Source organism: Micromonospora chalcea (genome assembly GCF_002926165.1).
Taxonomy (GTDB): domain Bacteria; phylum Actinomycetota; class Actinomycetes; order Mycobacteriales; family Micromonosporaceae; genus Micromonospora; species Micromonospora chalcea.
Genome location: NZ_MAGP01000175.1, coordinates 1 through 21,211 on the forward strand (window position 1 = coordinate 1; position 21,211 = coordinate 21,211).

The following is a 21,211-nucleotide window of genomic DNA, read 5'->3' on the forward strand; positions in this document are numbered from 1 at the left end:
GGTCAGGGCGGTCAGGCGGGTGGGGGCACGAGGCGGGCGTGCAGCGCCGCCGGGTCGGTCACCTCGGGCAGGTCCCGGGCGGCGAGCCAGGCCGCGGCGGCGGCCCCGTCCCCGGCGCTGAGCAGCGGCGCGTCCGGCCAGCGTTCGGCCAGCTCCGCGCGTACCGCGCCGGCCAGCGGCGTGTCGCCGGTGAGCAGCCCGCCGCCGAGCACCACGGGGTCGGCCGCTCCCGGCGGGCGGATCCGGGACACGCTCTGCGCCAGCGCCGCGGCGGCCTCGGCGATCAGCGCGACCGCCGTGGGCTCCCCGTCGCGGGCCGACGACACCACGAGCGGCGCGAGCCGGGCCAGCTCCACCGGCGGTCGGCGGGTCACCGCCTGCACCACGGCGTCGACCGTCGCTCGTGCACGGGCGTCCACAGCGGTCGCGCCGGTCAGCTCCGCAAGCACCCGTCGGCCCAGGTCGCCGGGGGCTTGTGCGCGGTCCAGGCCGGTCAGCAGCCGGCGGACCGCCTCGCGGCCGAGCCAGAACCCCGAGCCGGCGTCGCCGAGCAGCCAGCCGTGGCCGTCGGCGACACGGTCCAGCCGCAGGTCGCGTACCTGGGCGGCGATCGCGCCGGTGCCGGCGATGAGCACCGTGCCGTCCGGGGCGGCGGTGCCGGAGGCGTAGGCGACCAGCGCGTCGCCGTGCACCGCGTACGGGCAGCGCAGCCCCGCCTCGGCCCAGGCCCTGTCGAACGCGTCGCGGCCGTTCGGGTCGGCCAGGAGGCGGCCGGCCCCGGCGAGGCCGATGACGCCGGCGCGTACCCGGGTCGGGTCGATGCCGGCGAGCGCCGCGCGCAGGGCGGCGAGCAGCTCGGCGGCGGCCCGGTCGGCGCCGTGACTGGTCGGGTTGCCGCCGCCGGCCCGGCCTTCGCCCAGGCGGGCGCCGTCGAGGCTGAGCGCTGCCGCGCGGGTCGACGTACCCCCGACGTCGAGGCCGACCACGACGGTGTCCGACATGGTCCCCATGCTGGTCGGCCGCGTCGCCGGACGCAAGATCGCGGTCGTGCGCCAGGTAACAGTTTGAAAACTTCGCCCACGGCCTTGACACGGAGGGGCCTTCAGTAAGAACTTTTACCACTAACAGCTAACACTCTTTTCCGAAAGGCGCCCGCCGATGGTCGAGCACGAGGTGGAGACTTCCGCGGCGACCGCGGTGGTCGATGCCGGTCCGGCCGACCGGCTGGGCGCCGACGGTGTGCTGGCCCGGGTCCGGGCCGGCGCGGGGGAGTTGACCGGCGCGCTGCACCGGGTCGCCGAGCACGTGCTCAGCGACCCGGAGGCGGCGGCCCGGGCCACCATCGTCGAACTGGCCGAGCGCAGCGGCACGTCACCGGCGACCATCACCCGGTTCTGCCGGGCGATGGGCTTCGAGGGGTACGCCGACCTGCGGCTCGGCATCGCCGCCGAGACCGGACGGGCCCGCTCCGCCGGCTGGACCGTCGACATCGGACGCGAGATCCAGCCCGGCGACCCGCTCTCCCGGGTGCTCGACCAGATCATGGCCGCCGACACGCGGGCCATGCACGACACCGCCGCGCTGCTCGACCTGGCCGAGGTGGAACGCGCAGCGGTCGCCATCGCCGGGGCCAGCCGGGTGAACATCTTCGGGGCCAGCGGCAGCGCGCTGGTCGGCGAGGAGATGCAGTTCAGCCTGCACCGCATCGGGGTCGCGGCGTGGGCCTGGAACGACGTGCACGAGGGGCTGGCCAGCGCCGCGCTGCTGGGCGCCGGGGACGTCGCGCTCGGCATCTCGCACACCGGGCAGACCCGGGAGACGATCGAGCTGCTCGCCGAGGCCGGCAGCCGCGGCGCGACCACAGTCGCGCTGACCGGCTTCCCCCGCTCGCCGCTGGCCGAGCTGGCCGACATCGTGCTGGTCACCGCCAGTCAGGCGACCACGTTCCGGCCGGACGCACTCTCCGCCCGGCATCCTCAGCTCGTCGTGCTCGACCTGCTCTACATCGCGGTGGCGCAGCGTACCCACGACCGCGCCCACGCGGCCTTCCGGCGTACCGCCCAGGCCGTCGACGGGCACAAGGCCGCGAAGGGGTCCCTCTCATGATCAGTGCCCAGCGGTACGCCGACGCGGTCCGCCCGGTGCTCGACCGGCTGGTCGACACCCAGGCGGTCGCCGTCGACCGGGCAGCCGACCTGATCGCCTCCGGCCTGCGCGCCGGCGGCGTCCTCCAGGCGTTCGGCGCCGGTCACTCCGAGGCGTTCGCCGCCGAGCTGGTCGCCCGGGCCGGCGGCCTGGTCCCCGCCAACCGGCTCTCCCTGCACGACCTCGTGCTGCACGGCGACGCGCCCCGCGACGTGCTCGCCGATCCGAAACTGGAACGCGACCCGGCCGTGGCGCACCAGCTCTATGCGCTGGCGGCGCCGCAGCCGGAGGACGTGTTCGTGGTCGCCTCGCAGTCCGGCATCAACGGCTCGGTGGTCGAGCTGGCGACGCTCGTCAAGCGCGGCGGCCACCAGCTGATCGCTGTCACCTCGGTCGAGCACACCGCCCGGGTAGCTCCTCGGCACCCGTCCGGGCACCGGCTCGCCGACCTCGCCGACGTCGTGCTGGACAACGGCGCGCCGTACGGCGACGCACTGCTGCCGCTCGAGGGCGGCGGCGCGGTCTGTGCGGTCTCCTCGGTCACTGCGGCGCTGCTGGCGCAGCTGCTGACCGCCGAGGTCGTACGACGGTTCCACCAGGCCGGAGAGGTACCCCCTGTCTACCTCTCCGCCAACGTCCCCGGTGGGGACGAGCACAACCTCGCCCTCGAGTCGCGGTACGCCGGGCGCCTCCGGCGGACCGCCTGACCCGACACCACAAGGAGAGACAAGATGTCGGTTACTCCCGAGAAGTTCGGCGACGTCAGCCGTCGGACCCTGCTGCAGCGTGCCGCGGCGGCCGGTCTGCTGGCCGTACCGGCGGCCGGTCTGCTCAGCGCCTGCGCCGGCAGCGAGCCGAGCAAGTCCGACGGCGGCGGCGCGGCCAAGAGCAAGGACAACCCGTTCGGCGTCAAGGACGGCAGCGCGGTCAAGGTGGTGGTCTTCAACGGCGGCCTGGGCGACCAGTGGGCCAAGGAAGACAAGGTCATCTTCAACGCCAAGCACCCGAACATCACGGTCAACATGTCTTCCACCCAGAAGATCAAGACCGAAGAGCAGCCCAAGATGGCGACGCAGCCGAGCGACCTGGTGATGAACTCGGGCGCCGACATGATGGACCGCAGCACGCTGATCAACGAGGGCGCGATCGAGCCGCTGGACGACCTGCTCACCGCGCCGGCCTGGGACAGCGAGGGGACCGTCGCCGACAGCCTGCTGCCCGGCACGGTCGCCGACGGTACGCAGAACGGCAAGTTCTACGTCGTCAACGTGGCGTACACGGTCTGGGGCAACTGGTACAACGCGGCCCTGTTCAAGAAGGAGGGCTGGACGGCGCCGACCACCTGGGACGAGTTCTTCGCGCTCGCGCCGAAGATCAAGGCCAAGGGCATGGCGCCGTACGTGCACGACGCGGTGCACGGCTACTACCCGCGCTGGGCGCTGTTCGCCAGCATCTGGAAGGCGGTCGGCAAGCAGGCAGTCGTCGACATCGACAACCTGAAGGACGGCGCCTGGAAGGCCGACGGCATCGTCGCGGCGCTGGAGCCGTGGGAGAAGCTGGTCAAGGACAAGCTGCTGCTGCCGGGCAAGCTCGACCACACCCAGTCGCAGCAGGCGTTCCTGGACGGCAAGGCGGCCTTCATCCAGGTCGGCACCTGGCTGAAGAACGAGATGGCCGCGACCATCCCGCCGGGCTTCGAGATGACCATCTCCGACTACTGGAGCAAGAGCGGGGACAAGGCCGCCAAGGACGTCTTCGCCTCCTCCGGCGAGGGGTTCGTGGTGCCGAGCAAGGCGCCGAACAAGGAGGCCGCGAAGGAGTTCCTGCGGGCCATCCTCTCCAAGGCCGGCTCGGCGAAGTTCGCCGAGCTGACCAAGTCGCTGGCCTCCACCAAGGGCTCCGGCGACAACGTCCAGGACACCGCGCTGGCGTCGGCGAACTCGCTGATGAAGAACGGCAGCTCGGACCTGATCTCGGTGAAGTTCCCGGACTTCTACGCCGACCTGGACAAGGAGAGCCAGAACCTCTCCGAGGAGCTGATGGCCGGCCGCCTGACCGCGCAGCAGTTCGTCGACAAGATGCAGGCGGCCGCCGACAAGGTCGCCAAGGACTCGTCGATCAAGAAGCAGACCCGCACCGCCTGATCACCGCGAGGAAGTGAGTCCAATGCGGCACGGAGTCGCGCGTTTCGTCACGGGCTTCCTGGCCCTGCCCGTCGCGCTGTACCTGTTCTACGTGGTGTGGCCGTTCGCCCAGGCGGCGGGATACTCGCTGACCGACTGGGGCGGGTACTCCGATTCCCAGCGCTTCGTCGGGCTGGACAACTACGTCCGGCTGTTCTCCGACGAGCTGATCCGGAAGGCGTTCTGGCACAACGTGTTCTTCCTGGTCACCGTGCCGCTGTTCACGATCGCGCTGGCCCTGTTCCTCGCGTTCCTGCTCAACGTGGGCGGACGCGAGGACAGGGCCGGCATCCGCGGAGTCTTCGGCTCCGGGATCTACAAGGTCATCTTCTTCTTCCCGCAGGTGCTGTCGCTGGTGGTCATCGCCGTCATGTGGCAGCAGATCTACCGCACCGACGGGCAGGGTCTGATCAACGGCCTGCTCATCAAGATCGGGCTGGTCGACGCGGACAACCCGATCGCCTTCACCGCCGACCCGGAGCCGTTCCTCGGCGTGCCGGCGGTGCTCTGGTGGCTGCTGTTCATCGCGGTGTGGAGCGGCGCCGGCTTCTACATGGTGCTGTTCTCCGCCGCGATGCAGTCGATCCCGAAGGACATCTACGAGGCCGCCATCCTCGACGGCGCCGGCCGGTTCCACACGTTCTTCAAGGTGACGCTGCCGCTGCTGCGGGACAGCATCTCGGTCGCCTGGGTCTATCTGGGTTTCATCGCGCTGGACATGTACGCGCTGGTCTTCGTCATGACGCCGAGCCAGGGCGGACCGAACCACGCCAGCGAGATCTTCGCCTCGGTGATCCAGTTCAACGCCTTCCAGAAGGGCCAGTTCGGTTACGCCTGCGCGATCGCCGTCGCGCTGGCCATCTTCACCATCCTGCTGGCCGCGCTCCAGCTGAGGATCACCCGCCGTGAGCGGATCGAGTTCTGAGGAGGTCTGGACGATGAGTACGGTGACGCACCCCTCCGGTCCGGCCCGGTCCGACACGGCGCCGCCGGCCCGCCCGCCCGCGGCCCGGCGGGACGTCGGCAACGGCTTCGGCGGCCGGATCTTCAACGGCTTCTCGCACCTGTTCCTCGCGGTCTGGGCGATCATGGTGGTCTACCCGCTGCTGTGGGTGGTGATGTCGGCGCTCAAGACCGACTCCGAGGTGATCCGCGAACCGCTGTCGCTGATCCCCGACGCGCTGCAGTGGGACAACTTCGCCCGGGCCTGGACCGCCGGGATCGACAGCTTCTTCCTGAACACGCTGCTCGTGCTCGTGTTCAGCGTGACGCTGACGATGCTGCTCGGCTCGATGGCCGCGTACGCCCTGGCGCGCTACGAGTTCCGCGGCAACCGGCTGATCTACTGGATGTTCCTGTCCGGGCTGACGCTGCCGATCTACCTGGCCGCGGTACCGCTGTTCAAGGGCGTCTACAACACCGGGGTGAGCCTCCCGCTGCTCGGCCCGAACAAGCACCTCATGCTGATCCTGGTCTACGTGGCCTGGTCGCTGTCGTTCACGATCTTCTTCATGCACTCGTTCTTCCGGACGCTGCCCGACTCGATCGCTGAGGCGGCCCAGGTAGACGGGGCGTCGCACACCCGTACGTTCTTCAGCGTGATGCTGCCGATGGCCAAGCCGGGCCTGATCAGCATCGGCATCTTCAACGTGCTCGGCCAGTGGAACCAGTGGTACCTGCCGACGCTGCTCATGCAGTCGGTCTCCGGCGAGCCGAAGAACCAGGTGATCGCCCAGGGGCTGATCGAGCTGTCGGTCAACCAGGGCTACAAGTCGGACTGGAGCGGACTCTTCGCCGGTGTCACCATGGCGATGCTGCCGGTGCTGATCGTGTACATCGTCTTCCAGCGCCAGGTGCAGTCCGGCCTCACCGCCGGCGTCGGCAAGTAACCCGCCGGACGCAAGGAAGGGCCCCTTCTTAACGCTCAGCGTTAAGAAGGGGCCCTTCCTCTACCGCAGGCGTTAAGAGGGGGCCCTTCCTTACACGCGGAGCGTGTCGGGGGGAGGGGGCAGAATGCGTCCGTGCTGATGGCGGTGGTGGCGGACGAGCGGGGCGGCGGCGTGCTGCAACCGCTGCACCCCGACGGCACCCCGGCCGGCCCGGCCGAGGAGGTCACCGACCTGGCCGCCGCGGTGGCCGCCCGCGAGGCCGCCGGGCACCCCCGCTGGCTCTGGGCCGCCTGGGCGGGCGTCTACCCGGCGCTGCTGCGCGCCGGGGTGCGCCTCGACCGCTGCCACGACGTCGAGCTGACCGAGGCGCTCCTGCTCGGGCACGCCGGCCGCTGGGGCGAGCCCCGCGCGTTGCCGGCCGCCTGGGCCCGGCTGACCGGCGCGCCGGTCCCGCCGGACCCGGCGCCCCGCCCGCCCGAGCCGCCGGGCCAGGCCCAGGCCGCGCTCTTCGAGCCGCCGTCGGGCCCGCCCGGTCCGGGCGTCACGGCGTTGACCCGGGTGTACGCCGACCAGCTCGCCCGGATCGCCGCGACCACCCATCCCGGCCGGTTCCGGCTGCTGGTGGCCGCCGAGTCGGCGGGCGCGCTGGTCGCCGCCGAGATGGGCGCGGCCGGTCTGCCGTGGCGCGTCGACGTGCACGACGCGATCCTGGCCGACCTGCTCGGTGAGGCGTCACCGGTGGGCGGGCCGCCGCGTCGGCTGGCCGAGTTGCAGGCCCGGATCGCTGACGCGTTCGGCGTACGCCAGGTGCACGCCGACTCGCCGGCGGAGCTGTTGCGGGCGTTCGCCCGCGCGGGCGTGGACCTGCCGAACACGCGGGCCTGGGTGCTGCGCGGGGTGGAGCATCCGGCGGCGCCGCTGGTCCTGGAGTACAAGGAGCTGTACCGGATCTGGACGGCGCACGGCTGGGCCTGGCGCGACGCCTGGGTCGCCGGCGGCCGGTTCCACCCGGAGTACGTGCCGGGCGGCGTGGTCTCCGGCCGGTGAGCGACCCGGGGCGGTGGGGCGTTGCAGATCCCGAAGGTGATCCGGCAGGCAGTGGTGGCGGACCCGGGCTGGACGTTCGTGGTCGCCGACGCGGGCCAGCTCGAACCGCGCGTGCTCGCGGCGGTCTCCGGTGACGAGCGGCTCGCCGCGGCGGGTGGGGCCGGTGACCTGTACGCCGCGCTGGCCCGGGACGCGTTCGCCGGTGACCGGGCGAGGGCCAAGGTGGCGCTGCTCGGGGCGATGTACGGGCAGACCGGCGGCGCGGCGGTGCCGGCGCTGGCGGTGCTGCGGAAGAACTATCCGACCGCGTTCGGCTACGTCGAGGCGGCGGCGCGCACCGGTGAGGCGGGTGGGCTGGTCCGGTCCTGGCTGGGGCGTACCTGCCCGCCGGGGTCGGCGGGGTTCGTCGAGGGGGAGGACGCGCTGCCCGACGGCGAGGCCGACCCGCACAGTCCGTCGGCGCGGGCGGCCCGGTCGCGCGGGCGCTTCACCCGCAACTTCGTCATCCAGGCCACCGCCGCCGAGTGGGCCTCCACGCTGCTGGCGACGCTGCGCACCGAGCTGGCCGGCACGACGGCGGAGCTGGTGTTCTTCCAGCACGACGAGGTGGTGGTGCACTGTCCGGCCGGGCAGGCGGCGGCGGTCGCGGAGGCGGTGACCGCGGCCGGCGCGCGGGCCACCCGGTTGCTGTTCGGCGACACTCCGGTCCGGTTCCCGCTCGACACGTCCACTGTCGACTGCTACGCAGACGCGGCATAGTCACGCAAATTTCCGTTTTGCCCCGCTACCCGCCCCCGGTCGTGCTCGTTGGGCCCGGTGTGCGTACGACGGGACGGACCGGGCGGCTGTGCCCGGTCCGTCCCCTGATCGAGGGGGCACCGCTGAACCGGATCGCTGCAATGATCATCGCCGCCGGAGGCGGCCGCCGCATCGGCGGACCCGAAGCGCTGCTGCACCAGGGCGAGAAGCCGCTGGTCAGCCAGATGATCGACACGATGGCCGAGGCGGGCTGCGCACAGGTCGTGGTCGTCCTGGGCGCGGCGGCCGAGCAGGTGCGTCAGACCACCGACCTGACCGGTGCCACGGTCGTGGTCAACCGCGCGTGGGGCACCGGCGTGGGCTCCTCGATCCGGGCCGGGCTCGCCGCGCTCACCGACGACGACATCGAGGCCGTCGTCGTGGTGCCGGTGGACATGCCCGGGCTCACCGCGGCGGCGGTCCGCCGGGTGACCGCGCTGCCGTACCCGGACGTGCTGGTCTGCGCCACCTATGACGGGCTGCGCGGTTACCCGATGCTGTTCGGCCGCCGCCACTGGTCCGGCATCGCCACGCTCGCCAGCGCCGACGTCGGCGCCCGGCCGTACCTGCTGGCGCACAAGGACCAGATCGTCGACATCGCCTGCGACTCGGTGGCCGACGGCAGCCGGATCGACAGTCCGGAGCTGATGGCGCTGTACGGCCTGTCCATCCCCGAACAGCGCGTCGGCGCCTGAGGCGCGCCCGCCTGTCGGACCCGGGTGCCAGGATCGGACCGTGGCCTACGACGAGGACCTGGCGAACCGCGTACGCGAACGTCTCGGGGGTGAGCCCGGGATCACCGAGCGGCGCATGTTCGGCGGCCTGGCGATGATGCTGCGCGGCAACATGGCGGTGGTGGTGCGCGGCGCGGGCGGCCTGATGGTCCGGGTCGACCCGGCCGAGGCCGAGCGCGCGCTGGCCGAGCCCGGCGCCGAGGCGACAGTCATGCGGGACTGGGTGATGCGCGGCTGGGTCACCGTGTCGCCCGCCGCCTGCGAGCGCGACGCCGACCTGGCCCGCTGGGTCGACCGGGGGGTCCGCTTCGCGCGTACGCTGCCGGCGAAGTAGCCCGCCGGATATCCGGGTGCGCGCCCGGCCCGGCCCGTCCTACGCTGCGGCCAGTCGGCAGCGGGGGATCGGAGACGACGGATGGCGGTTCACCTCTACGCGGTCAGCATGGACGCGGGCGACCCGCGGCGGCTCGCGCGGTTCTGGTCCGGGGTGCTCGGCCGGGAGATCCTCGACGACCCGCGCGAGGGCGTGGCGCTCGGCGGCGACGCCCACAGCGACGTCCGCATCCGGTTCCTGCCCAGCGACGCGCCGAAGACCGTGCAGAACCGGATCCACTTCGACCTGACCAGCGCGTCGCCGCAGGCCCAGCGGGACACCGTCGACCGGGCGCTGACGCTGGGCGGGCGGCACATCGACATCGGCCAGGGGCCGGACGACGACCAGGTGGTGCTCGCCGACCCGGAGGGTAACGAGTTCTGCGTCATCGGGGCGGGAAACACCTTCCTCGCCGGATGCGGCCCGCTCGGCGCGGTCAACTGCGACGGCACCCGGGCGGCCGGCCTGTTCTGGACCGAGGCGCTGGGCTGGCCGCTGGTCTGGGACCACGGCGAGGAGACAGCGATCCAGTCGCCGCGCGGGGGCGCGAAGGTCACCTGGAGCGGGCCGCCGCTGATGGACGCCGGCGGGCGGGACCGCGTACACCTGGACCTGGTCGCGGCCGGCAACCGGGACGCGGAGATCGACCGGCTGCTGGCGCTCGGCGCGACCCGGGCCGGTGCGGGCCGGCACACCGCCGGCGACGTGGTGCTGGCCGACCCGGACGGCACCGAGTTCTGCCTGCTGACGCCCTGCTGAGGCGGGTGCGGCCCGGGGGACCGCACCCGCACCGGTCAGCGCAGCCGCAGGCTCGGCTCCAGCGTGACCTCGAACAGCCGGTCCCACGGCAGCTCGACCCGCACCGCCGTGACCCGGTCCAGCGTCGCGGTGAAGGTCTTACGTCCGCGTACCCCGAGCACCAGCTCGTGCCCGGCGAAGTGGTCGGCGAAGTACCGCTCGGTCAGCGGCACCAGCCGGTCGCGTACCCAGCCGTCGAAGTAGCGCTTCTGCTCGGCGGTCAGCGCCAGCGGATCCCAGCCCTGCGCGCGGGCGTGCGCGTACGCCTCGACCTGCACCACGTTCTTCCACGGGTCGTCCTTGACGAACCGGTAGAGCAGGTACTCGGCGTGCGCCTGGGCCGGCCCGCGCAGCTCCGGCACGCCGAAGCCGCTGCCGGACGAACGCAGGTACGCCCACCGCGCGGTGCCGTGCGCGAGCGCCAGCCCGAGCGCGTTGCCGCCGGTGTTCCACCCCGAGTACGACAGCAGCGCCGGCAGGTCCAGCCGGGACTCCATCCGGGACACCAGGTCGTGGTCGCCCTTGTTGACGATCAGCGGGTCCACCACGATCACCTGGGTGCCGGCGGCCAGCAGTTCACCGATGCGGCCGACGAACGCGTCCAGGTCGGCGGCCCGCTGCCCGGCCGCCGCCGACGGGGTGTTCACCGCGAGGACGATGTCCGCGTCGCCGGTCACCACCCGGCCACCCACCGAGGTGACGTGCCGGCGGATGTTCTCCGCGAACGGGATGCCCTCCAGCGCGGCGGTCCAGCCCTCGCCGGACACCCCGGCGTACTCCACCCGGTAGGTGGGCGCGGCGCCGGCGGCGACGACGCGCGCGACGAGCAGCGCGTTGACCTCGTCGGCGCCGGGGAAGATCTCCACCCGGTCGCCGACGCCGAGCCGCGCCACCAGCGCCTCCAGCTCGACCCGCTCGGCGCGGGCCAGGCCGACCGGCGCGGTGTCGTCCTCGGAGAGCACCAGGTGGCTGATCGTCCCGTCCGCGACCCACTCCACCATCAGCCGGTTGACCTGGTGGTTGCGTGCCCGCGCGGCCAGGTAGTCCTCGACCACGGCGTCCGGGATGCGCGCCCGCACGGCGTCGAGCTGGCCCCGCAGCGCCTCCTGGCCCAGGTTGACCACCTGGTCGTACAGCTTGGCCCACTGGACCAGCAGGTCACGGTAGTTGTCCAGGTCGGTGCCGGTGCTGGTGATGGCGAGCCGCTGGATCGTGTCGTGCACCTCGATCACCGCGTCGGACCGGCGTGCGCGCAGCCGCCGGATCGCCTCCAGGTTGCGCAACGCGTCGGCCAGGGCCGGAGCGGCGGTACGCGAGGCGATCAGGCCCCCGTACGCCAGCATGCTCACCGAGATCACGTACCCGTCGACGCGGTCGGTGCCGTCGAGCCAGCGGGCGATGCCGGCGCCGTCACCGGGGGTGAAGAAACGGCCCAGCAGGTTCCGCGGCGGCAGCAGCACCTCGGCGTCGGCGCTCGCACCGGTCATCTCCGCGCAGTACGTGTTGACCGGCCGGTCGTCCAGCGGCACCAGCGCCACGCTGGGTCGCCGGCCGGCGGGCCGGGCGAACGCGGGGCCGCCGAGGGCGACGGTGGCCAGGCCGGCCGCGCCGGTGGCCGCAAGAAGGGTTCTTCTCTTCATCGATGCTCCCTTTTCTCCGGCGCGCTCGCCGCCCGGGGGGTGGCCGGAACCAGCCGGCGGGTGATCCACAGCGGTGAGGTGACGGCATTGCCCATCACCACCGCGTGGGCGCCCGCCTCGAAGGCCCGGCTGATCTGCTCCGTGGTCCGGTAGCGCCCTTCGGCGATCACCGGCACGGGCAGCAGCGCGGCGAGTCGCGCCACGAGCCCGAGGTCGGGCCCGTCGATCGGTGGGCCGGCCGGCGTGTAGCCGGACAGCGTGGTGGCGACCGCGTCCGCGCCGGCCTCGACGGCGGCGACGCCCTCGGCCACCGTGGCGACGTCGGCCAGGACCAACGCGTCGCTCTGTTCGTGGACCGCGCGGACGGTGTCGGCGAAGGTCCGGCCGTCGGGCCGGGGACGGTCGGTGGCGTCCACCGCGACGACGTGCGACCCGGCCCGCGCCGCTTCGAGGGCGTGCCCGGCGGTCGGGGTGATGAACACGCCCTGCGTGCCGTGCTTGTACAACCCGATCACCGGCACGTCGACGGCGGCGCGTACGGCCCGCACGTCGTCGGGGCCGTTGACCCGGACCGCCACCGCGCCGCCGCGGACCACGGCGGCCGCCACGCGGGCCTGGACGTACGGGTCGCGCATCGGGTCGTCCGGGTCGTCGGGCAGGGGCTGGCAGGACACGACCAGCCCGCCGGCCAGTTCGTCCAGGACACTCACGTGCTTGTTCCTCCGTCGTGATGGGGCGGTGCGGTGGCGAGCCGGGCGGCGCCGACCACCACCGCGTCGGCGCCCAGCGCCGCCGGAAGCAGCGGCACGTGCGCCCAGCCGCCGGGTAGCTCCGCCCGGTAGGCGGCCGTGGCGGCGGGAAGCAGCGTGGCGGCGGCGCCGCCGGCGACCACCACCGCATCCGGGTCGAGCAGGGCGACCAGCCCGGCCAGGGCCGCGCCGAGCGCGGCGCCGGCCCGCTCGACGACCTGCCGGGCGCTCGCGTCATCGTCCGCCGCACGCCGCGCCACCTCCCGGCCGGTGACCGGGTCACCGCCGGTGAGCGCGTACGCGGCGGCCAGGCCGGTGCCGGAGGCGATCGCCTCCAGGTGCCCGTACCGGCCGCAGCCGCAGCGCAGCCGGTGGGCGCCCGGTGCCGGCAGGTGCCCGAGCTGTCCGGCCGCGCCCCGGGCGCCGCCCTCGACCCGCCCGTCGTTGACGATCGCGCCGCCCAGCCCGGTGCCGACGGCGGCCAGCAGCACGTGCCCCCGGCCCCGTCCGGCGCCGGCCCAGCACTCGCCCAGCGCCGCCGCGGCGACGTCGTTGGTGACGCGCACCGGCCGGCCAAGCCGCGCGGCCAGCTCGTCGGCCACCGGGGTGCCGGCCCACCCGGGCAGGCTGTCGGTGGCGTACCGGATGGCGCCGGTCGCCGGGTCGACGGTGCCCGCGGTGCCCACCCCGACCGGTCCGGGGCCGGCGGCGGCGAGCAGGTCCGCGGCCAGGCCGGCGGCGGTGTCCAGCACCGCGGCCGGCCCGCCGCGCGCGGGGGTGGGCGCCTCGCGGCGGTCGAGCACCCGCGCACCGGGACCGACGAGGGCGGCGGCGGTCTTGGTACCGCCGATGTCGATCCCGACGACCGGCTCGGTCATCCCTTCAGACCGGTGTGCGCGAGGCCCTCGACGAACTGCTTCTGCGCGATGACGAACACCGCCAGCACCGGCAGCGCGGTCATCGACGCCGCCGCGAGCTGGACGTCCCACATCGGACCGCCGTACGCGTCGACGAACTGGGTGAGCGCCTGCGGCAGGGTGAACTTGTCCGGCGAGGAGAGGAACACGATCGGTTCCAGGTACAGGTTCCAGCTGTGCAGGAACGTGAAGATGGCCACCGCGCCGAGCGCGGGCCGGGACAGCGGCAGCGCGATCTTCCAGAACGTGGCGAAGCGTCCCAGCCCGTCGACCCGCGCCGCCTCCTCCAGCTCACCGGGGAGGCTGATGAAGAACTGCCGCATGATGAACGTGGCCAGCACGCTCGGCGCCCCGAAGATCGGCACCAGGATCAGCGGCCAGTGGGTGTCGATCAGGTCGAGCTTGAAGAACATCTGGAACAGCGGCACGATCGTCACCTCGCTCGGGATGAGCAGGCCCGCGAGGACGACCAGGAACAGCACGTTCTGTCCCCGGAACCGGATCCGCGCGAACGCGTACCCGGCCAGCGACGCCACGGCGAGCGTGCCGACGGTGACCAGCAGCGCGATGTAGAGGCTGTTCAGGTACTGCTGCCCGAACGGCTGCAGCTCGAACACCCGCTGGTACGCGTCCAGCCGCGGATCGGTCGGCAGCAGCTGCGGCGGGAAGGAGAAGATGTCCGCCACCGGCTTCAGCGACGAGGTGACCATCCACCAGGTGGGGAACACGAACGGGACGGCCAGGACCATCAGCACCCCGTAGAGCACCAGCTTGGTCCGCCGGGACAGGTCACGATTCATGGAAGACCCACCTCTTGCGCATCTGCCACTGCAGCACCGTCAGCGCGAGCACGATGACGAACAGCAGGATCGACAGCGTGGCGCCGTAGCCGAAGTGATGGAACTGGAAGGCCTGCTGGTAGAGGTAGTAGACGAGCACCGTGGTCGAGGTGCCGGGTCCACCCTGGGTCAGCACCGCGATCTGCGCGAACACCTGCAGCGAGCCGACCACCGTGATGATCGACGTGAGCATGATCGTCGGGCTGATCAGCGGCACGGTGATCCGCCAGAACTGGCGCAGCCGGCTCGCGCCGTCGACCTCGGCGGCCTCGTACAGCTCGGCCGGCACGCCCTGCAGGGCGGCCAGGAACAGCACCATGTTCAGGCCGACGTTCTTGAACACCTGCACGACGATCACCGACAGCATCGCCGTGCCCTCGCCGCGCAGCCAGTTGGGGCCGTCGACGCCGATCGTGTCGAGCAGGCCGTTGATGCCGCCGTTGTCCTGCAGCAGGAAGCCCCAGACGATGGTCCACGCGACGAGCGAGACCACCACGGGGGAGAAGAACAGGGTGCGGAACACGATGGTCCCGCGCAGCTTCTGGTTGAGCAGGACGGCCAGCAGCAACGCCAGGCCGAGGTTGAACACGACCAGGCCGACCGAGAACAGGCCGGTCGACCGCAGCACCGGGCCCAGGTTGGGGTCGTCGGCCAGCGCGGCGTAGTTGTCGGTGCCGATGTAGTCGAAGCTGCCGGCCAGCACGTTCCACTCGTGCAGGCTGTACCAGACCACGAGGACCAGCGGCAGGATCACGAAGACCACGCTGCCGAGCAACTGCGGGGTGATGAACAGGTATCCGGTGAGCTGGTCCCGGCGGCGGGTGGTCCAGAACGGCCGGGCCCGGCCCGGGGCGGGCCCGGCAGCAGCCGGGCCCACCCTGGTGTCCGTCTGGGTCATGATCTTCGGCCCTACTTCGCCAGCAGCGGCTGGATCTTGGAGCAGACGCCGTCGAGTACGCCCTTGACGTCCGCGTCCGCCTTCCACAGAGGGTCGAGCGCGGCGCGCACCTGCTGGCTCAGCTCGGCCTGCCCGGAGTGGCTGGGCTTGACGGTGCCGTTGGTGATGCCGTCGATGACGACCTTCTGCAGCTGCTCCGGCTTGAGCTTCGGGTTCGTCTTGGCCAGCGTCTCGGCGGTCAGCTGGGACTGCCGCGGCGGCGGGAAGAACTGGGCCAGCTTCGCCGAGTTGGTGGGGTTGGTGAAGAAGGCCAGGAAGTCGGCGGCCTGCTCGGCGTGCGGGCTCTTCTTCATCACGCCGATGCCGGCCTGGCCGACCACCGCGTACGGGCCCTTCGGGCCGGCCGGCAGCGGGACCAGGTCCCAGTCGAAGCCGTTCTCCTTCAGCAGCGAGGCGCGGGAGATCTGGGTGACGGTCATGGCCGCGTCACCGGCGAAGAAGTCGGCGGTCGTGCCCGGACCGGGCAGCGCCTTGCCGGTGAAGATCGCCTTGTGCAGCGTGGTCATCGCCTCGACCATCTCCGGGCTGTTGAACCCGCAGCTGCGGCCGTCCTCGCTCCACGCCTGGGCGCCCCAGCCGGTCCAGAACGTGGCCAGGTTGTCCCAGCCCTTGTAGTCGAAGTCGCGGACCACGAGCCCGGCCTTGCCGGACTTCGCGGCGGTGGCGCCGGCCGCGGCGAGCGCGGTGTCCCAGTTCCACTGCCCGGCCGCGATCAGCTCGGCCGGGGTCTTCTGCCCGGCCTTCTTGAGCATGTCGTTGTTGACGAACACGCCGAACGGCGAGGTCGAGAACGGGTACGCAAAGAGCTTCCCGTCGTTGCGCCACAGCTTCAGCGTGGCGGGGGACAGGTCGTCGTACTGGTAGCCGTCGGCCTTCTTCAGCGTGTCGTCGAGCGGGCTCAGCGCGCCGGAGGCGACGAAGTCCGGAGCCGAGTTCTCGAAGATCCACGCGAGGTCCGGCGCGTTGCCACCGGCGATCTGCGTGGTGAGCGTCGTGGTGTAGTTCTCGAACGGCAGCGGATCGAACTTGATCTCCGCGACGTCCGGGTTGTTCTTGCGGTACTCGTCGGCGATCTCGTTGAACAGCTTGAGGTGCGCCTCGTTCGCCGACCAGACGGTCATCCGCAGGCTCGCCGGACCGTCGTCCTTGGCGTCGCCGCCACCGCCGCAGGCGGTCAGGGCGAGCACACCGGTCATGGTCGCCGCGACCAGGCCGGACAGTCTTCCGTATCTCACTTTCTTCTCCTCACCGGGGGTTCAGTAGCCCGCGATCTGCGGCCAGCGGCATTCCACGCCGGCGGCCGAGATACGGTCCGTGAATTCGGCCAGCAGGCGGGGGGTGCCGCGGACCGCGCGCGGGGACTCGCCCCGCGCAAGGCAGAAGTCGGCCAGCAGGCCGGCGACCTCACCGACGTTCCACTCGACCGGGTGCAGTCGGTAGCTGCCGTTGGTGATGTGCGTGGTACCGATGTTCTTGCCGGCCGGCAGCAGGTTCTCCATCCGCTGCGGGATGAGCGCGCCGAGCGGGATCTCGAACGGGCAGGATCCGACGTCGATGTAGTTGTCGCCGCCGGTCGACGGGTGCAGGTCGATGCGGTACATGCCGACACCGATCGAGTCGGCGTAGCTCACCGCGCCGTGCTCGCCGCGTACCGCCAGGGAGAGGTCCTGCTCGACCACCGTGTACTCGGCGCGGATGCGGCGCGACTCCCGGATGTAGGGCGCCTGCGCCAGCCCGTCGGGGCTGCCGGTGACGTCGCCGCGCAGCCGCAGCCCCGGGTAGCCGGTGCCGCCGTCGGGACGGGGCGCCTCGGTCTGCAGCCAGTACAGGACGGAGTACGACAGCTCGCGTGCCTGGGACAGGTGCCAGGACGCGTTCGGCACGTCGATGACCGGTCCCTCGAAGTAGTCGATCATCGGCCAGTTGACGAGCGTGATGTCGCTGCCGTACGCGCCGTCGACGAAGTTGCGCCGCGCGGCGATGCGCCGGAACGTCCACAGGTTGCCGTCGCCCGGGTTGAGCCGCTGGTCGGCGTTGACGCCCAGCGGGTCGTCGTCCGGGTTCGGCGTGAAGCTGCGCTCGACGATCTCCAGCGTGCGCGGGTGGGGCGACCGCCAGGACAGCAGCCGGTCACCCCAGAAGTCCGGCTTGTAGTCGCGCCAGAAGTCGTACCCGGCGGGCCGGTCGATGGTGTGGTCGCCGTCGACGTGGTCCAGCGCGAAGCAGACGGACACCGCCTGCATGTTCAGCGGCTGCGCCTCGGCCGGCGCGCTCGGCTCACCGGTCTGCGCCTGCGACTCGAACCCGGTCACGTACTCGGTGCCGGTCAGTGGCAGCAGCTCACCGGTCTCGGTGGCGTCCAGGACGTACGGCGCCTCCACCTCGATCCGCTCGTCGCGGTCCCGGTGGGCGAGCGTGACGCCGGTGACCCGGTCGCCGTCGGTCTCGGCCGCGACCGGCTCGTACGGCTGCAGCACCGTCAGCCGCCCGGACCCCCGGTACGGCGCGAGCATCTGCTCCAGGACCGCGACCGCCACCCGGGGCTCGTGGCAGAGCCGGCTCACCCAGCCCGCGCCCGGGTTCAGGTCGGTCCACGCCCGGGACCGCTCGGTCAGCGGGTAGTGGCGGCGGTAGTAGTCGCGGATGCCGTCGCGCAACTCCCGGTAGCTCGCGGTGGCGCCGAACTGCTCGATCCAGGAGTGCTCGTCCGGCGGGACCGCCTGGCTGGTGAGCTGCCCGCCGAGCCAGTCGAACTCCTCGGTCAGGATGACGGACCGGCCGGCACGGGCCGCGGCCAGCGCCGCGGCGACACCGCCCAGTCCGCCCCCGACGACGAGGACGTCCGCACGCATTAGTACCACTTGCTTCCTTCCAGTTGCGCGGCCGGGCGTGTCAGCGCCGGTCGGCCGCCGATCCAGGGACGCCGAGGGTGTCGCCCTCGACGAGTTCGCAGGGCAGGAGCCGTTGCTGGAGGCCGCCGGCGCTGCCGTCGATGACGCCGGTCAGCACCTCGACGGCCTGGCGGCCCATCTCCTCGCGCGGGATGCGGAACCCGGTGAACGTGATGTCCGTGGGCACCGGGACGGTCGGGTCGCCGAGGGTCACGACGGACAGGTCACCGGGCACCGTCAGCCCCTTGCGGAGGGCGGACGCCTCCAGCGCCACGGCGGTGGCGAAGTCCTCCACGAAGGCGACGGTGCTGCCGTCGGCCCGCAGGTCGTCCACTGTGGCGTCGGCGGTCTCCGCGGCCGCGTTGATCTGGCGGGCGCTGTCCGCGCCGGTCGCGCCGGCGTGGAAACCGCTGCGCCGGTCGTGCGAGGACTCGGCCGAGGTGCCCATGCCCACGTACGTCAGGCGCCGGTGCCCCAGCTCCACCGCCCGCTCGGCCAGCCGGTGGACCGCGCTGGCGTAGTCGGCGCCGACGTAGGGCACCGGGCCGCCGGCGTCGTCGCGGCGTCCGACGGCGACGTAGGGGAACCCGTCGCGGTTGAGCCGGAGCAGCTCCGCGCCGTCGATCTCCCGGCCGAGCAGGATGCAGCCGTCGGCCAGCCGCAGCCGGTTGTCCTGGTGGAAGATGCGCCGCCGGCCGTCCACCACCGGGGCGCTGGTGAACAGCAGCAGGTCGCAGCCGACCCGTTCGGCGTACTCCTCGATGCCGAGCAGGAACGGGTGGAAGAAGTCCCGGCTGCCGCTGGGGAAGGCCGGCTCGTAGGTGAAGACGCCGATGATCCGGTTGAACCCGGAGGCGAGGCGGCGGGCGGCCGGGTCGGCGGCGTATCCCGTCTCGGCGATGACCTGCAAGACCCGGTCCCGTGTCTCCGGCGCGATCCGGACGTCGGCGTCGGTGCGGTTGTTGAGCACCAGCGACACGGTCGCCTGGCTGACGCCGGCCATGCGTGCGATGTCACGCTGGGTGACACGCCTGGGGGGAGGGGTCACGTCGGTCCTTCCACTTCCGCTAATGCGTATTAGCGATCGGGTCGGGATGGAGCCTCTCTGCTCTCCCGGCGTCCTGTCAAGGGGTGGCCGGAAGATTTCCGTTCGATGAACTCCCTGATGTAATGCGGATTAGCAACCGCGCCCGCCGCTGCCCTGCGGTTGTTCGGGCGGGAATCTTGACAAGGGCCGACCGGGCGCGCGACAGTAGGCGGACCTCCGCGCTAATGCGCATTAGCGTGTCGTCGATCGTCCGCACGGATGATCGACGACGCTTCCTTCCCTACCCAGAGTGATGCCGGGTGCGGCCTCTGCTCGCCGCCACCCCGGGCATTACCGTCGTCATCGGACGGTCGTGGCGCCGTCGCGGCGTGGGCTGGACGGCCCGGCTGATCCGGGCCCGGGCGGCCACCGCCCGCCCGGTACGCGCCGAGGCGGGCTGACCTACACCTGGATGTCGAAGCGCTGCAGCACCGAGGGCGCGACCAGCCCCACCGCGGCCAGGACGGACAGGATCGTCATCGCGGTGCGCAGCACCACCGTCTCGGCCTTGCTGCCGGTACGCAGAGCGATCTTGTTGGGCAGGCCGATCATCGTCCACATCCGGCGTTTGATCGGGATCGGCCACAGGATCGGCACCCCGGCCCGGGTGATCATGTCGCCGAGGATGTGCACGAAACAGCCCACGCCGACCGCGAGGCCGATCATCGGATAGCCCCGGTCGCCGGGCAGGTTGGCGAACGTGAACCAGGCCGCGGCGGCGGACACCAGCGTGACCACCACCCAGCCCGCGCGCTCGGCCCACTTGTCGAACAGCCCGCGCAGCGCCAGGCCGATCATGAAGAAGAGGATTCCGACGACGGCCCACTTGCCGTAGTGGGCGCAGAGCGCGGTGGTGCCCCAGCCGACCAGCACGGTGAACGGGATGGTGTGGGTGAGCGTGCGGTGCCCGTTGTTGCGGCGCGGATCCTTGCTGAGCTTGGTGGCGTAGTAGACGCCGAGTGAGATCTTCTCCACCACCTCGGCGACGAAGAGGCTGACCACGCCGAACGTACGGGCCACGGTGGCGCCGCCCTGGTTGCGGGTGACCTTCCCGGACAGGTCGAGGTCGGGGAAGAGCGCTCCGCCCGCGCAGACCGCAGTGCCCACCGCCAGCGCCAGCGGTGTCTGGTGGTAGTCCGCGAACTGGGCCATGGCCCAGGAGCCGGTCAGCCACACCGCCGCGCCCGAGAGCGCGTGGGACGGTCCCATCATCTCGGCTCGCCCTTCCCGAAGATCTTGATCCACGAAACTACGCCACTGTAGTCAGCCCGTGCGACAGCGGGGCATCAGCCGGACGGTCCACTGGGGAAGGGGTGCCGCGGACGCGCGACGGCGTACCGCTGCCACCCGGAATTATGGCGGGCCGGGCAGCCGGCGCCACGCCGACTGTCGGTGATGGGACGGGGTGCGGCTCAGCCCGCGGTACGGGTGGGCCGGACCGTGCCGAGGCTCGCCCGGATGACCGCGAACTGCTTCGACGCGTCCGCCCAGTCGGCGTCGGACGTGGTCAGCCCGAGCGTCCACCCGGCCCGCTGACCGGGCAGTACGCGCAACGCACGCATCCGCTCGCCGTACGGCGCGGTCCACCGGCACTCCCACTCCGCGCCCGGACCGTCGGCGGCCAGCCGGATCTTCTCGTACTGCGGCAGCCGACCGGCGGAGGTCAGATCCCGCTCGGACGAGCGCAGCCGGCCCACCGGATCCCCACCCGGATACGGCTCGACGCCGAGGATGCGCCGGGTGGCCGGGTCCTGGAAGCAGGTCGTGTCGCCGGAGCGCAGCTGCAGCCACCCGGCGGGCAGGGCGATGTGGAAGCCGCCGGTGTCGGCGGGCCAGACCCAGCCGGCCGGCACGTTCACCGCCGGGTCCTCGGGAGGTGGGCCCTTGCGGACCGGCGTGCCCGTCACGTCCGGCCGGACGCAGGGGAACGGGGGAGGGGGCACGCCCGGGCCGCCGGGCTGATGATCCCAGGGCCGGGCGACGGCCTCGCCGGACCGGCGCGCCTCCGGACGGTCGTCGGCGCCGTCGGTGACCGCCAGCGCGGTGCCGACGCCGGTCGCCACGGCGAGCAGCACCGCGCCCACGGCGAGCCCCCAGCGTCGCAACCGCTTCTGATCCTCGGCGTCGAGCGGCCGGTCCGGGGGGCGCGGTGCTGCTCGCCTG

Annotated in this window: 19 protein-coding genes and 2 pseudogenes; 10 read left to right on the forward strand and 11 right to left on the reverse strand. The window is 72.3% G+C overall.

The window, feature by feature from the left end; genetic code table 11:
* Positions 1–11: 11 nt before the first annotated feature.
* On the reverse strand, positions 12–1,001 hold the full coding sequence (locus tag BAW75_RS30320) for an N-acetylglucosamine kinase (protein WP_104115804.1): 990 nt from the start codon (positions 999–1,001) through the stop codon (positions 12–14).
* A 157-nt stretch (positions 1,002–1,158) separates the two neighbouring features.
* Here BAW75_RS30320 and BAW75_RS30325 point away from each other — a divergent pair, with 157 nt between their 5' ends.
* The 9 genes and pseudogenes from BAW75_RS30325 to BAW75_RS30365 all read left to right on the forward strand — a co-directional run bounded on the left by BAW75_RS30325 (position 1,159) and on the right by BAW75_RS30365 (position 9,928).
* On the forward strand, positions 1,159–2,106 hold the full coding sequence (locus tag BAW75_RS30325; RefSeq protein WP_104115805.1) for a MurR/RpiR family transcriptional regulator: 948 nt from the start codon (positions 1,159–1,161) through the stop codon (positions 2,104–2,106).
* Entirely contained in the window at positions 2,103–2,852 is a 750-nt protein-coding gene (locus tag BAW75_RS30330) for a sugar isomerase domain-containing protein (RefSeq protein ID WP_030500334.1), read from the forward strand. Before BAW75_RS30325 ends, BAW75_RS30330 begins: the two co-directional genes overlap by 4 nt.
* A gap of 24 nt (positions 2,853–2,876) precedes the next feature.
* Positions 2,877–4,289, forward strand: a complete 1,413-nt coding sequence (ngcE, locus tag BAW75_RS30335) for an N-acetylglucosamine/diacetylchitobiose ABC transporter substrate-binding protein (protein ID WP_043329765.1) — start codon at positions 2,877–2,879, stop codon at positions 4,287–4,289.
* 22 nt (positions 4,290–4,311) lie between these two features.
* Positions 4,312–5,253 (forward strand): carbohydrate ABC transporter permease, encoded by a 942-nt coding sequence (locus BAW75_RS30340; RefSeq protein WP_043329767.1) that lies wholly within the window; start codon positions 4,312–4,314, stop codon positions 5,251–5,253.
* Between the two features lie 13 nt (positions 5,254–5,266).
* The gene (locus BAW75_RS30345; protein WP_043329769.1) at positions 5,267–6,217 is read left to right on the forward strand and encodes a carbohydrate ABC transporter permease; all 951 of its coding nucleotides are present in this window, start codon (positions 5,267–5,269) and stop codon (positions 6,215–6,217) included.
* Positions 6,218–6,355: 138 nt separating this feature from the next.
* Positions 6,356–8,023, forward strand: a pseudogene (locus BAW75_RS30350) (bifunctional 3'-5' exonuclease/DNA polymerase).
* Positions 8,024–8,163: 140 nt separating this feature from the next.
* Entirely contained in the window at positions 8,164–8,757 is a 594-nt protein-coding gene (locus BAW75_RS30355; RefSeq protein ID WP_030500339.1) for a nucleotidyltransferase family protein, read from the forward strand.
* 40 nt (positions 8,758–8,797) lie between these two features.
* Positions 8,798–9,130: a TfoX/Sxy family protein gene (locus tag BAW75_RS30360; RefSeq protein WP_104115806.1), complete on the forward strand. Its 333-nt coding sequence runs from the start codon at positions 8,798–8,800 to the stop codon at positions 9,128–9,130.
* An 81-nt stretch (positions 9,131–9,211) separates the two neighbouring features.
* A complete protein-coding gene (locus BAW75_RS30365; RefSeq protein WP_104115807.1) occupies positions 9,212–9,928 on the forward strand; it encodes a VOC family protein in 717 nt (238 codons plus the stop codon).
* Positions 9,929–9,963: 35 nt separating this feature from the next.
* Here the strand turns inward: BAW75_RS30365 and BAW75_RS30370 are convergent, their stop codons facing one another.
* Genes BAW75_RS30370 through BAW75_RS30405 form a run of 8 tightly spaced genes read right to left on the reverse strand, consistent with a single transcriptional unit; the run spans position 9,964 to position 19,009 of the window.
* Positions 9,964–11,607 (reverse strand): DUF4127 family protein, encoded by a 1,644-nt coding sequence (locus BAW75_RS30370; RefSeq protein ID WP_104115808.1) that lies wholly within the window; start codon positions 11,605–11,607, stop codon positions 9,964–9,966.
* Positions 11,604–12,317 carry an N-acetylmannosamine-6-phosphate 2-epimerase gene (locus tag BAW75_RS30375; protein ID WP_043329777.1) on the reverse strand — a complete coding sequence of 238 codons (714 nt, stop codon included), beginning with the start codon at positions 12,315–12,317 and terminating at the stop codon, positions 11,604–11,606. Before BAW75_RS30375 ends, BAW75_RS30370 begins: the two co-directional genes overlap by 4 nt.
* A complete protein-coding gene (locus BAW75_RS30380; protein ID WP_104115809.1) occupies positions 12,314–13,234 on the reverse strand; it encodes an ROK family protein in 921 nt (306 codons plus the stop codon). Before BAW75_RS30380 ends, BAW75_RS30375 begins: the two co-directional genes overlap by 4 nt.
* A complete protein-coding gene (locus BAW75_RS30385; RefSeq protein WP_013287328.1) occupies positions 13,231–14,073 on the reverse strand; it encodes a carbohydrate ABC transporter permease in 843 nt (280 codons plus the stop codon). The genes BAW75_RS30380 and BAW75_RS30385 overlap by 4 nt, the downstream gene beginning before the upstream one ends.
* Positions 14,063–15,010 (reverse strand): carbohydrate ABC transporter permease, encoded by a 948-nt coding sequence (locus tag BAW75_RS30390; RefSeq protein ID WP_043329779.1) that lies wholly within the window; start codon positions 15,008–15,010, stop codon positions 14,063–14,065. The genes BAW75_RS30385 and BAW75_RS30390 overlap by 11 nt, the downstream gene beginning before the upstream one ends.
* Positions 15,011–15,021: 11 nt before the next feature.
* Positions 15,022–16,305 (reverse strand): ABC transporter substrate-binding protein, encoded by a 1,284-nt coding sequence (locus BAW75_RS30395; protein ID WP_043329780.1) that lies wholly within the window; start codon positions 16,303–16,305, stop codon positions 15,022–15,024.
* A 21-nt stretch (positions 16,306–16,326) separates the two neighbouring features.
* On the reverse strand, positions 16,327–17,922 hold the full coding sequence (locus BAW75_RS30400; RefSeq protein ID WP_104115810.1) for an FAD-dependent oxidoreductase: 1,596 nt from the start codon (positions 17,920–17,922) through the stop codon (positions 16,327–16,329).
* A 40-nt stretch (positions 17,923–17,962) separates the two neighbouring features.
* Positions 17,963–19,009 (reverse strand): LacI family DNA-binding transcriptional regulator, encoded by a 1,047-nt coding sequence (locus BAW75_RS30405; RefSeq protein ID WP_104115811.1) that lies wholly within the window; start codon positions 19,007–19,009, stop codon positions 17,963–17,965.
* A 299-nt stretch (positions 19,010–19,308) separates the two neighbouring features.
* Between BAW75_RS30405 and BAW75_RS32515 the strand changes: the two genes are divergently transcribed.
* Positions 19,309–19,449: a hypothetical protein gene (locus tag BAW75_RS32515; protein ID WP_167435642.1), complete on the forward strand. Its 141-nt coding sequence runs from the start codon at positions 19,309–19,311 to the stop codon at positions 19,447–19,449.
* 1 nt (position 19,450) lies between these two features.
* On the opposite strand, the gene BAW75_RS30410 is transcribed toward BAW75_RS32515, so the two are convergent.
* Together BAW75_RS30410 and BAW75_RS30415 are read right to left on the reverse strand one after the other, a co-directional pair.
* Entirely contained in the window at positions 19,451–20,260 is an 810-nt protein-coding gene (locus tag BAW75_RS30410) for a metal-dependent hydrolase (protein ID WP_043329783.1), read from the reverse strand.
* Positions 20,261–20,460: 200 nt separating this feature from the next.
* Positions 20,461–21,211 (reverse strand): annotated as a pseudogene (locus tag BAW75_RS30415) (serine/threonine protein kinase); the annotation flags it as partial.